Here is an 11,938-nt window from a genome sequence, read left to right on the forward strand (position 1 = left end):
CGGGTTGCGGTCAGCGCAGGCGGTCAGCCAGCGCCGCACGGACGGCGGGGCTGGCCTGGAGGCTGCCGAGCACGGTCAACGTGCCGATGGTCTCGCGGGCGAGTTCGGGGGTGACGTCGGGCCCTATCGTTGCGAGCCCGAGGACGCGGATGTCGAGCATCCGCCCTTCGGCGCGGGCCGCCTCGAGGTCGGCCCGGCCGATCCGGCAGAGACCCAGCTCGACGCTGCGGCGCTCCACCGATTGCTTGGTGATGTCGGAATGGCGCCCGATCTGGTTGCGGATCGCCGTGCGGATGAAATCGCTGCGGTTGGCATAGACGCCCTCCGCGACGAGCAGATCCACGTAGCCCAGGTCGACATGGCCGAGGTTGATCGTGATCTTCTCGCTCTCCGGCACCCGCGCGCCGGCCAACCCATGGCCCTGTGCCATCGCCGACCCTCTACCATCCGTGTGGATGGTATATAGAGGGGCTATTTTGCATTGCAATAGAATTCCGCCGCATTGCAGCATGGCGGATCGGCGTCACGCGGGATCGGCGGTCCCGATGTAATCCGCCCAGATCGCGTTGGCGCCGAGGCTCGCGCGGAAGGCATCGTGGCGCTCGCGTTCGGCATCCGTCAACCGGCTGCGGAAGGTGCGCGGCCCCTGCCCCGTCGCGCCGGAGATGTCGGAGGCGGCGGGGGCGGCGGCCTCGGCCACGAGGAGGCCGAGGCTCGTCTGCTTGCCGCCGAGCAGCTCGACATAGACCTCGGCGAGGATCTGGGCGTCGAGGAGCGCGCCGTGCTTGGTGCGCCGGGAGTTGTCGATGCCGTAGCGGGAGCAGAGGGCATCGAGGTTGTTGGCCGCGCCCGGATGCTTGCGCCGGGCCATCGGCAGGGTGTCGACCACGTCCTCGAGGCGGATCGGCGGCGGGGCGGCGGCCCCGAGCCGGGCATATTCCATGTTGAGGAAGCCCACGTCGAAGGGCGCGTTGTGGATGACGAGGCGCCCGTCGGCGAGGAAGTCGAGGAGGTCGGGCACGATCTTGGCGAAGACCGGCTTGTCGGCGAGGAACGTGTCCGAGAGCCCGTGCACGGCATAGGCCCCCTCGGAGACCGCCCGCTGCGGGTTGATGTAGCAGTGGAAGGTGCGGCCGGTGGGGATGTGGTTGAACAGCTCCACGGCGCCGATTTCGATGAGCCGGTCGCCGTTCTGGGCTTCGGTGCCGGTGGTCTCGGTGTCGAGGACGATCTCGCGCAGCATTCTGTCTGGCCCTGCCGGTCGGGCGGCGACCCTACGCCTTTCCGGGAATGGGGGCCACCGACGGTGAGGCGGTCAGGTCCGCCACGATCCGCGCCACGGCCGCTTCCGCCGCCGGAAACCCGCTCCCCGTGTCGATGACGTAATCGGCCCGCGCCCGCTTTTCCGCATCCGGCATCTGCTTCGCGAGGATCGCCGCGAAGGCCGCCTCGGTCATGCCGGGGCGAGCGAGCACCCGCTCGCGCTGGATCGCGGCCGGGGCGCTCACCACCGCGACGGCGTCGCAGCGCCCCTCCCCGCCGGTCTCGAAAAGGAGCGGGATGTCGAGGACGACGAGCGGCGCATCCGCGTGCCGGGCGAGGAACGCCTCCGATTCCCGCCGCACCAGGGGATGGACGAGGGATTCGAGCCGCTTCAGCCGCGCGGCGTCGCCGAGCACCGCTTCCCGCAGGGCCGCGCGGTCGACGCCGCCCTGCGCATCGAGCGTTCCGGGAAATTCGCGGCCGATGGCCTGCGCCGCCGCGCCGCCCGGCCCGTAGAGGTCATGGACCGCCGCGTCGGCATCGTGGACCGGCACGCCGCGCTGGGCGAACAGAGCGGCGGTGGCCGACTTGCCCATGCCGATGGAGCCGGTGAGCCCCAGGACGAAGGGCCTGCCGCTCACGGCCGGAGATCCGCGACGATGAGGTCGCGCAGGCGCGCCGTCACCTGCGGGCGCACGCCGAACCACGCTTCGAAGCCCGGCACCGCCTGGTGCAGCAGCATCCCGAGCCCGTCGACCGCCGCGAGCCCCCGTTTCCGCGCGGCGGTGAGGAGTTCCGTTTCCAGGGGTGCGTAGACGATATCGGCCACCGCCGCCCCTGCCGGGAGCGGCGCGAGGTCGATCGCCAGCGGCGGCTGGCCCTTCATGCCGAGCGAGGTCGTGTTCACGAGAAGCCCCGCCTCGTCCAGCGCGGCGGGCAGGTCATCCCAGGCGAGGGGCTGGGCGATGCCCGGTGCCAGGGCAGCGACCGCCTCGGCCCGGGCCGGCGTGCGGTTCGCGACGCGGATGCGGGAGACGCCCCGCTCCGCGAGGCCGACCACGATGGCGCGCGCCGCGCCGCCCGCGCCCAGGATCACCGCCTCGCCGCGCTCCGGCCATGCGGTGCCGAGGCTCTGGTCGAGATGGGCGCAGAAGCCCGGCGCGTCGGTGTTGTCGCCGTGGACCCGGCCGTCGCCGCCGACGACGAGGGTGTTCACCGCGCCGATGCGCTGGGCCCGCTCGGTCAGCGTGTCGGCCAGCGCGAAGGCCGCCTCCTTGTGCGGGATGGTGACGTTCCCCCCCGCGAAGCCCGATTCGGGCAGGCCGCGCAGGAAGGCTGGGAAGTCGGCCGGCGACACGTCGATCCGCTCGTAGGAGCCACTGATCCCGTGCTCGGCGAGCCAGTGCCCGTGGATCAGCGGCGAGCGCGAATGGGCGATGGGGTGCCCGGCGACGAAGGCCTTGATCATGCCGCGCAGGCTCCGGCGAGGCGGCAATCGGGCCCGCCCGCCTCCTCGATCTGAAGGGTGGCGTGCCCGATGCCGAACCGCGCGCGCAGGCCCTCGCAGGTCTCCACCAGGAAGCCGTTGCCGGGGTGCCCCTGCGTCATCACCAGATGGGCGGTGAGCGCCACGCTGGTCGTGCTCATCGACCAGATGTGGAGGTCGTGGAGGTCCGCCACGCCGGGGCGTTCGCGCAGAAATCCCTCGACGGCGGCGGGGGAGATCTGCGGCGGCACGGCGTTCAGGGACATGGCGACGCTGTCGCGCAGGAGCCCCCAGGTCGCCCAGACCACGAGGCCCGCCACGACGAGGCTGACCGCCGGATCGATCCAGGCGAGGCCGGTCATCCAGATGACGAGACCCGCCACCACCACGCCGGCCGAGACCGCCGCATCCGCCGCCATGTGCAGGAAGGCGCCCCTGATGTTGATGTCGTCCTTGGCGCCGCTCACGAACAGCCACGCCGTGATCCCGTTCACGAGGATGCCGATGGCGGCCACCACCATCACCGTCACCCCCGCCACCGGCTCGGGGTAAAGGAGGCGCAGAACCGCCTCCCACATCACCGCCCCCATGGCGATCAGCAGGAACACCGCGTTGAACAGCGCCGCCAGGATCGAGGAGCCCCGCAACCCGTAGGTGAAGCGGGCCGTCCGCTGGCGGTGCACCAGCACCGAGGCGACCCAGGCCGCGATCAGGCCGAGCACGTCGGACAGGTTGTGGCCGGCATCGGCCACGAGGGACATCGCGTTGGCGGCGTAGCCGTAGCCGGCCTCGACCACCACGAAGACCGTGTTCAGGGCGATGCCGAGGGCGAAGGCCGTGCCGAAATGCTTCGGCGCATGGGAATGGGCCCCATGGGAATGGCCCGCGTGGGAATGGTCGCCGTGGCCATGGCTCCCGTGCGAATGGTCGTGTCCCGCCAAGGATCGTCCCCCCTCGTCCTAGAAGCGCAGCAGGCCGGCGTCCCGCAGCCGGGCCAGCAGCGGCATCAGCGGCAGGCCGAGGACCGTGCTGTGGTCGCCCTCCACCCGCGCGAACAGGTGGATGCCCGGCCCTTCGAGCTGGTAACCGCCGACGCTGGCACGGACCCGCGCCTCGCCCGCACAGGCGAGGTAGGCCTCGATGGCCTCCGCTGCGAGGGGGCGCATCGTCATCCGCGCCGTCTCGACGAAGAGATCGGCCCGCCCGTTCCGCACCAGGGCGACGGCGGAATGGAGCGCATGGGTGCGCCCCGCGAGACGGGCGAGATGCTGCCGCGCGGCATCCAGGTCGGCGGGCTTGTGGAACACCGTGCCGTCGAGGTCGAGCACCTGATCGGCGCCGATCACCACGCGATCGGGATGGCAGGCGGCGACCGCCTCGGCCTTGGCGCGGGCCAGCGCCTTCGCGAGATCGACGGGCGAGAGGCCGGCGGAGGCCGCCTCCACCGCGCGCTCATCGACGCCGGGCGCTTCGGTCTCGACGGGCAGGGCCGCGCTGTCGAGGAGCAGGCGCCGTGTCGCGCTGGTCGAGGCGAGGAGGAGCGGCGCCGGGCCGAGCCAGGGGGAGGTCATCGCCCCAGTGTCACGGAACGCTTCGCAGCCGCAAGGGGATGGGCCGTGTTGTGCGACGCGCCCCACCGGCGGATTCGAACCGCGCGGCAGGGCTGTCGCTGGGGCCGCTACGCCACTTGGCCCCTGACGAGACCTTGGCAGGAATCGGTTAGCCGATTGTCAACGCGCCTTGCGCGTCAGACCGGGCACCGCCTTGTCGCTGATGACATGGCGCTCGGCGATGGCGGTGTTGATCTCCCACAGGAGCAGGTCCGCCGCGAGCCGCAGCGCGCCATGGCCGGTCCGGCCCAACGCCTTGCGCAGCTCAACGGCCAGCCCGGCGGCATCGGCCAGCGGGTCGGAAGCCGGAGCGGGCGCCGCCGTCGGCGGCTGCCGCACCGTCATCACACCGGCATGGCTGGGAATCGAACCGGACCACGCATGGATGTCCGTGACATCGAGCAAGACACCCCGGCCCGTCATCACGCCGCCCATGCCAAGCGCATATTGGCCACGGATCTGGACCCAGCGGATGTTGCCCTCCGCGTCGATGACCCGGAATTCGCTCAGGAAGGGGCCGCCGCTGCGCGTCACGTCCAGGTGGACCTCCCGCATCAGGTCGCGATCCTCGTCCTGAACGCGGCTCATCACCTCTTCCAGATGCACGGGGCGATCGGGGCTATGGCCCTCAACTTGCAGCAATGCAGCCGCGCGCCGGTCGAGTGTGGCGAGATTCGTGCTCGCATCGACCTGCCACAGGCCAACATCACTGTCGGCCGTCGGCATAGCAGTCCGACGGCCCAAACGAGACCCCATCAACGCCCCCAGAAAATTGTGGCCGTGAATGAGTATCTACCGAGTCTTACACGACAAACAAGCAGGTTTTATCAAGGTTCACTTGAATTTTAGGTATTCATGGAATCGAAGAAATCAGTGTTCGTTTTCGTCTGACGCAGCTTGTCCAGCAAGAATTCAATCGCGTCGGTGACGCCCATCGGGTTGAGGATGCGGCGCAGTACATAGGTCTTCTTGAGCGAATCCGGCGGGACCAGAAGCTCTTCCTTGCGCGTGCCCGACCGGGTGATGTCGATGGCGGGGAAGATTCTTTTATCGGAGACCTTCCGATCGAGAATAATCTCCGAGTTACCGGTACCCTTGAACTCCTCGAAGATCACCTCGTCCATGCGCGACCCGGTATCGATCAGCGCCGTGGCGATGATGGAGAGCGAGCCGCCCTCCTCGATGTTGCGGGCGGCGCCGAAGAAGCGCTTCGGCCGCTGGAGGGCGTTGGCATCAACACCGCCGGTCAGCACCTTGCCGGAGGACGGCACCACCGTGTTGTAGGCGCGGCCTAGCCGGGTGATCGAGTCGAGCAGGATGACCACGTCGCGGCCATGCTCCACGAGGCGCTTGGCCTTCTCGATCACCATCTCGGCGACCTGCACGTGGCGGGTGGCCGGCTCGTCGAAGGTGGAGGCGATGACCTCGCCCTTCACCGAGCGCTGCATGTCGGTGACTTCCTCCGGCCGCTCGTCGATGAGCAGCACGATCAGGTAGCACTCGGGGTGGTTGAGGGTGATCGACTGCGCGATGTTCTGCATCAGCACGGTCTTACCCGTGCGCGGCGGCGCCACGATCAGGGCGCGCTGCCCCTTACCGATCGGGGCCACGATGTCGATGATGCGGGGCGAGAAGTCTTTCTTGGTGGGGTTGTCCAGCTCGAGCTTGAACCGCTTCGTGGGGAAGAGCGGCGTCAGGTTGTCGAAATGGACCTTGTGCTTGATCTTCTCGGGGTTCTCGAAATTGATCGTGTTGACCTTGAGGAGCGCGAAATAGCGCTCGCCGTCCTTGGGGCCGCGGATCGGCCCCTCGACGGTATCGCCGGTCCGCAGGCCGAAGCGGCGGATCTGGGTCGGCGAGATGTAGATGTCGTCCGGACCCGGCAGGTAGTTCGAATCGCTGGAGCGCAGGAAGCCGAAGCCGTCCTGCAGCACCTCGACGGTGCCGGCGCCGATGATCTCGACATCCTTCGAAGCGAGCTGCTTCAGGATGGCGAACATCAGCTCCTGCTTGCGCATGGTCGAGGCGTTCTCGACCTCGACCTCCTCGGCGAAGGCGGTGAGTTCGGTCGGCGTCTTGGCCTTGAGTTCGGAGAGCTTCACCTCCCGCATGCCCTCGAGGGCGGCGATGGGCGTCTCGGCCGGCTCAACGGTCTCAAGATCGGCGAGGGCGTCGGAGTCTGGCGTCATGGAGTCTATAGGACCGACGAAGGGACGGGACAGGGAGGTCGGTTTCGCGTCAAACGCCCCGGGGAGAGGCGCCGGAGGGCGGGCCGCACCGCGGCGTGTGGCCCGTACATCGACTATGGCGAACCGTCTTGGCAGGACCCTGAGGGCTCACCGGCGCGCTACGGCGCTGACCTTGTGAGGAGGGCATGACCTTCATACCGTGTTTTCGCCACCGGCTCAAGGGCCTTCCGTCTTCCGGTGGCGGACGCGCCGGGAACCCGGCCCGCGCGTGCCCGTTCCTCCTGCCGTTCACCGCGCCGCAGCGAAGGCCGGACGGAACCTCGGACGGGTTCCACGACAGGATTGCGAAAGACCGTTTGCATGCTCGATGACGCCACCGGCCGCACCATCGTCGCCCACGAGCCGCGCCGGATCCCGTGGCTCGACCTCGTGTTCGGTTTCGGGCCGATGGTGCCGATCGCGGCGGGGGCCTTCGGCGCGTGGTGGCTGCAGGGCCAGCCGCTCGATTACCTCGTCATCCTCGTGACCTTGCTCTACTCGGCCTCGATCCTGTGCTTCCTGGCCGGCGTGCACCGGGGCGTCAGCTTCCGCACCGAGGGCGGCCCGCGCCTGTCGCAGATGGTGACGATGCTCGTGCTCTACGGGCTCGGCCTCGGGAGCCTGATCACCGTGGTGACGGGCAAGGTCGTCCTCGGCCTGTCGATGCTGATCCTCGGCTACGCGCTGGTCGCCGTGCTCGACCCGCTGGAGGCCCGCAGCGGCAGCGTGCCCCTGGCCCATGCCCGCCTGCGGCCGATCCAGATGCCGATCGCCGTGGTGAGCCTCGCGGTGGTGCTCTGGATCAAGCTCAACGCCCCCTACTGACGGGCCGCGCTTGCCGCTTCCCGACCGCCTGCGCTAGAGCCCGCCACGAGAAGCCCCCTCGGGGCGCGGCAAAAAGCGAAACGAATCACAGCCATGTCGAAGGGCGAAAACCGGGCCGACACCCTGAAGCCCCGCCTGCCCCGCGGCTTCGTGGACCGGCGCGCGGGCGAGATCGCCGCGCAGGCGCGGATGCTGGAGACGATCCGCGCGAGCTTCGAGCTCTACGGATTCGAGGCGCTGGAGACGCCCTTCGTCGAGTACACCGAGGCGCTGGGCAAGTTCCTGCCCGACCTCGACCGGCCGAATGCCGGCGTGTTCTCGTTCCAGGACGACGACGAGGCGTGGCTGTCGCTCCGCTACGACCTCACCGCGCCGCTGGCCCGGTTCGTGGCCGAAAACTTCGATTCCCTGCCCAAGCCCTATCGCAGCTTCCGCAACGGCTACGTCTTCCGCAACGAGAAGCCGGGGCCGGGCCGCTTCCGCCAGTTCATGCAGTTCGACGCAGACATCGTCGGCGCGCCGACCGTGGCGGGCGATGCCGAGATCTGCATGCTGATGGCCGACACCCTGAACCGCCTCGGGTTGGCCGGGCAGTTCGTGGTGAAGGTCAACAACCGCAAGGTTCTCGACGGAGTGATGGAGGCCGCCGGCCTCGCGGGCGCCGACAAGGCGGGACAGCGCCTCACCGTGCTGCGGGCCATCGACAAGCTTGACCGCCTCGGTGTCGACGGCGTGCGCGACCTCCTCGGGCGCGGCCGCAAGGACGAGAGCGGCGACTTCACCAAGGGCGCCGGCCTCGACGAGGCGGCGGCCGAGCGCATCCTCGCCTACGTCTCCCTTCAGGCGGATCCGGGCGAGGGCGCCGACCGGGTGGCGTTCTGGGAACGGTTCTTCGAGGGCTGGCACGCGGCGGTGGGCGAATCCGAGACCGGCCGCGAGGGCATCGCCGAATTGCACGCGATGATGCGCCTCTGCGGCGCCGCGGGCTACGGCCACGACGTGATCCGCGCCGACCCGAGCGTGGTGCGCGGCCTCGAATACTATACCGGCCCGGTCTACGAGGCCGAACTGACCTTCCCCGTCACCAACGAGGACGGGCAGGTGGTGCGCTTCGGCTCGGTGGCCGGCGGCGGGCGCTACGATGGGCTCGTCGGACGCTTCCGCGCCGAGCCCGTGCCGGCGACCGGCTTCTCCATCGGCGTGTCGCGCCTGTTCTCGGCCCTGCAACTGGTGAAGAGCCCGCTGCTCGCCGGCACCGAGGCCCCCGGCCCGGTGGTGGTGCTCGTCCTAGACCGCGAGAACATGGCCGATTACCAGCGCCTCGTCGCCCTCCTGCGGGCGGACGGCATCAAGGCCGAGCTCTATCTCGGCACCGCCGGCATGAAGGCGCAGATGAAATACGCCGACCGCCGCAGGGCGCCGGTGGCGATCATCCAGGGCTCGAACGAGCGCGTGGCCGGCGAAGTGCAGATCAAGGACCTGATCGAGGGAGCCCGCGCCGCCGAGACCATCGGCAGCAACGCCGAGTGGAAGGCCGCCCGCCCGGCCCAGTTCTCCTGCGCCGAGATGGACATGGTGGCCGAGGTGCGGGCCGTGCTGGCGCGGCATTTCTGAGACGCGGACTTCACCCGCTCCGTCATCGCGAGCGCAGCGAAGCGACCCAGGGCAGCGGGCCGCTTCCAGAGGTGGAGCCGCCCTGGATTGCTTCGCTTTGCTCGCAAGGACGGAAAAGGAGATGATGATGACCGACCGCATGCCGGAGCTCCCGGCCGAGGCCCTCACCGACGCGCAGCGGGAGGCCGCCGCCGTGTTCCAGGCTGAGCGCGGAGTGCCGGTCTTCGGGCCGTTCACGCCGCTGCTGCGCAGCCCCGAGATGATGCAATGCGCGAGCCGGATGGGGCTCTACCTGCGCTACAACAGCGTGCTGCCCCTGCGGATCAGCGAGTTCGCGATCCTGATCGTGGCGCGGGAATGGAGCCAGCAGGTGGAGTGGCACATCCACCACCCCATCGCCCTCAAGGCCGGCGTCGCCCCGGAGACGGCCGCCGCCCTCGCGGAAGGGCGCCGCCCGACCACGATGAGCGAGGACGAGGCCCTGGCTTACGATTTCTCCCTCGAACTCCAGCGCAACCGCGCGGTGAGCGAACCAACCTACGCCGCCCTCGTCGCCCGGTTCGGGGAGCAGGGCGCGATCGACCTCACCGGCATCAACGGCTACTACGCGCTCCTCGCCATGACGATGAACGTCGCCCGCACCGCTCTGCCGGAGGGCGCCCCGCGCCCCCTGCCGCCGCTGGTGCCGTGACGCCCCCGCTTGTGGCGGCGGCCGCTTCGGTCTAACCCCCGCCATCCTTCTTCCTCCGGCCGGACGAGAGCCATGGTCGCCCATACCCGCGCCGACGCGGCGCGCCGCCCCGCCGACCCCAGCGTCGCCGGAGCCCGCATCCTCGTCGTCGAGGCCCGCTATTACGACGGCCTCGCCGACGAACTCCTGGCCGGCGCCCGCGCCGCCATCGAGGCCGCCGGCGCACAGGCCCATGTCGTCACCGTGCCCGGCGCCCTGGAAATTCCCGCCGCCGTGGCGATCCTGTTCGAGACCGGCGCCTACGACGCCGTGGTGACGCTCGGTTGCGTGATCCGTGGCGAGACCGGCCATTACGACATCGTCGCGGGCGAGAGCGCCCGCGCCCTCATGGACCTGTCGGTCGAGCGGCACATTCCGCTCGGCAACGGCATCCTGACCGTCGAGAACGAGGAGCAGGCCTGGGCCCGCGCCCGCGTCTCCGACATGGACAAGGGCGGCGGCGCGGCCGAGGCGGCGCTGGCGGTGCTGGCGATCAAGCGGGCGGCGGCACGATGACGGAGGACCGCATGGCCGAGGGCGAGACCGTTCAGGAGGGCAAGTCCCCCGCGATCAACCCACGCAGCGGCGCCCGGCTCGCCGTAGTGCAGGCGCTCTATGACATGGACATCTCCGGCAAGGGCGTCCTCGACGCGCTCGCCGAGTTCGAGGCCCATTGGATCGGCCGGGAGATCGACGGCATCGTCCATCCCCCCGCCGAGACCGCCTTCTTCCGCGATCTCCTGCGCGGCGTCGTGGACGAGCAGCGCGCCATCGACCCGCAGCTCGACGCCGCCCTGAGCCAGGGCTGGCCCCTGCGCCGGATCGAGACCGTGCTGCGCGCCATCCTGCGCGCGGGCGCCTACGAGCTGATGTTCCGCCCCGACGTGCCGGCGCGCGCCGCGATCTCGCAATATGTCGACGTCACGCACAGCTTCTACAACGCCGACGAGCCCGGCCTCGTGAACGCCGTGCTCGACCGCCTCGCCCGGCAGGTCCGGCCCGACGAAGTATCCGAGAAGCCCGGCACGAAGCGGGGCTGAGCGTGTCCGGGGGGGCGCCGCGCCCGAGCGAGGACGGGCTGATCGCCCGCTACTTCGCCCCCCTCGCCGGCCCCGGGGCCGATGGGATGCGCGATGACGCCGCCACCCTCACGCCCTCCCCCGGCTGCGACCTCGTCCTGACGACCGACGCCATCGTCGCGGGTGTCCACTACTTCCCCGACGATCCCCCCGCCTCCATCGCCCGCAAGGCGCTCGGGGTGAACCTGTCGGACATCGCCGCCAAGGGCGCGGTGCCGCGCGGCTTTCTCCTGACGCTGGCCCTGCCCGACGATTGGTCGGAGGCATGGCTCGCGGCCTTCACGGCGGGGCTCGGCGAAGCCGCGCACGCGGCCGGCTGCCCGCTGCTGGGCGGCGACACGGTGCGCTCCGGCGGCCCGGCGCTGATCGGTGTGACCGTCTTCGGCGAGGTACCCCAGGGCGGGATCGTGCGGCGCACGAGCGCGCGGATCGGCGACCGGCTCTGCGTCAGCGGCACCCTGGGCGACGGCGCCCTCGGGCTCCTCCTCCGCCGGCGACCCGCCTGGGCCTTGGCCCTCGATGGCGCGATGCGCGACCACCTCGCCGACCGCTACTGGCATCCGCGCCCGCGCCTCGCCCTCGCGCCCGTCCTGCGCCGTCATGCGAGCGCCTCTATGGACGTGTCGGACGGGTTCGCGGGCGACCTTGCCAAGATGCTGAGCGAGGGCCGCAGCGCCGTCATCGAGGCCGATGCGGTGCCCCTCTCCCCCGCCGCGACGGCCGCCCTCGCCGCCGAACCCGGCCTGATCGCGCCGATCCTGACCGGCGGCGACGATTACGAGATTCTCTGCGCCGTCCCGCCCGAACGCCTCGACGCCTTCCTGGCCGAAGCCGCCGCCACCGGCATCCCGATGAGCGCCGTCGGCACGGTCATCGCGGGCGATGGCCCGCCCGCCTTCGCGATGGCGGACGGCACGCACCGCGTCTTCGCGGCGGGATCCTTCAGCCACTTCTGAGGCCGGGGCTCCCCCACCTCAAGTTCTTCCCCGTCGCACCTGCGAAGAAAACGCGCCGGCAAAACGCTTTTATTTCGCAATGCACCAAAAGCCACGATGATCCGAAGGTCTCGTTTGCGCTCTGCGGCGAAGTTTGGCAATCAATGC

At 70.2% G+C, this 11,938-nt stretch carries 14 protein-coding genes; 6 read left to right on the forward strand and 8 right to left on the reverse strand.

Features of this window, described 5'->3' with window-relative positions; genetic code table 11:
• Positions 1-10: 10 nt before the first annotated feature.
• From ACS5Q7_RS13460 to rho, 8 genes are all read right to left on the reverse strand, one after another.
• Positions 11-430, reverse strand: coding sequence for a CopG family transcriptional regulator (locus tag ACS5Q7_RS13460; protein ID WP_478339825.1), 420 nt, complete (start codon positions 428-430; stop codon positions 11-13).
• 93 nt (positions 431-523) lie between these two features.
• A complete protein-coding gene (dnaQ, locus tag ACS5Q7_RS13465) occupies positions 524-1,243 on the reverse strand; it encodes a DNA polymerase III subunit epsilon (RefSeq protein WP_478339826.1) in 720 nt (239 codons plus the stop codon).
• A gap of 31 nt (positions 1,244-1,274) precedes the next feature.
• The gene (gene coaE, locus ACS5Q7_RS13470; protein ID WP_478339827.1) at positions 1,275-1,904 is read right to left on the reverse strand and encodes a dephospho-CoA kinase; all 630 of its coding nucleotides are present in this window, start codon (positions 1,902-1,904) and stop codon (positions 1,275-1,277) included.
• Positions 1,901-2,731, reverse strand: a complete 831-nt coding sequence (locus ACS5Q7_RS13475) for a shikimate dehydrogenase (RefSeq protein WP_478339828.1) — start codon at positions 2,729-2,731, stop codon at positions 1,901-1,903. Before ACS5Q7_RS13475 ends, coaE begins: the two co-directional genes overlap by 4 nt.
• Entirely contained in the window at positions 2,728-3,690 is a 963-nt protein-coding gene (locus ACS5Q7_RS13480; protein ID WP_478339829.1) for a cation diffusion facilitator family transporter, read from the reverse strand. The genes ACS5Q7_RS13475 and ACS5Q7_RS13480 overlap by 4 nt, the downstream gene beginning before the upstream one ends.
• An 18-nt stretch (positions 3,691-3,708) precedes the next feature.
• Positions 3,709-4,320 carry a Maf family nucleotide pyrophosphatase gene (locus ACS5Q7_RS13485; RefSeq protein ID WP_478339830.1) on the reverse strand — a complete coding sequence of 204 codons (612 nt, stop codon included), beginning with the start codon at positions 4,318-4,320 and terminating at the stop codon, positions 3,709-3,711.
• 159 nt (positions 4,321-4,479) lie between these two features.
• A complete protein-coding gene (locus ACS5Q7_RS13490) occupies positions 4,480-5,085 on the reverse strand; it encodes a PAS domain-containing protein (protein ID WP_478339831.1) in 606 nt (201 codons plus the stop codon).
• A 119-nt stretch (positions 5,086-5,204) separates the two neighbouring features.
• Positions 5,205-6,548 (reverse strand): transcription termination factor Rho, encoded by a 1,344-nt coding sequence (gene rho / locus ACS5Q7_RS13495; RefSeq protein ID WP_342162432.1) that lies wholly within the window; start codon positions 6,546-6,548, stop codon positions 5,205-5,207.
• Between the two features lie 360 nt (positions 6,549-6,908).
• Between rho and ACS5Q7_RS13500 the strand changes: the two genes are divergently transcribed.
• From ACS5Q7_RS13500 to thiL, 6 genes are all read left to right on the forward strand, one after another.
• Positions 6,909-7,412, forward strand: a complete 504-nt coding sequence (locus tag ACS5Q7_RS13500; RefSeq protein WP_478339832.1) for a DUF3429 domain-containing protein — start codon at positions 6,909-6,911, stop codon at positions 7,410-7,412.
• 93 nt (positions 7,413-7,505) lie between these two features.
• Entirely contained in the window at positions 7,506-9,026 is a 1,521-nt protein-coding gene (gene hisS, locus ACS5Q7_RS13505; RefSeq protein WP_478339833.1) for a histidine--tRNA ligase, read from the forward strand.
• Positions 9,027-9,153: 127 nt separating this feature from the next.
• The gene (locus tag ACS5Q7_RS13510; protein ID WP_478339834.1) at positions 9,154-9,717 is read left to right on the forward strand and encodes a carboxymuconolactone decarboxylase family protein; all 564 of its coding nucleotides are present in this window, start codon (positions 9,154-9,156) and stop codon (positions 9,715-9,717) included.
• A 72-nt stretch (positions 9,718-9,789) separates the two neighbouring features.
• Positions 9,790-10,272: a 6,7-dimethyl-8-ribityllumazine synthase gene (gene ribH / locus ACS5Q7_RS13515; protein ID WP_478339835.1), complete on the forward strand. Its 483-nt coding sequence runs from the start codon at positions 9,790-9,792 to the stop codon at positions 10,270-10,272.
• An 11-nt stretch (positions 10,273-10,283) separates the two neighbouring features.
• Positions 10,284-10,796 (forward strand): transcription antitermination factor NusB, encoded by a 513-nt coding sequence (nusB, locus tag ACS5Q7_RS13520; RefSeq protein ID WP_478340129.1) that lies wholly within the window; start codon positions 10,284-10,286, stop codon positions 10,794-10,796.
• Positions 10,793-11,791 (forward strand): thiamine-phosphate kinase, encoded by a 999-nt coding sequence (thiL, locus tag ACS5Q7_RS13525; RefSeq protein ID WP_478340130.1) that lies wholly within the window; start codon positions 10,793-10,795, stop codon positions 11,789-11,791. Before nusB ends, thiL begins: the two co-directional genes overlap by 4 nt.
• Positions 11,792-11,938: the final 147 nt, after the last annotated feature.

This window comes from Methylobacterium sp. Gmos3, from assembly GCF_056430985.1.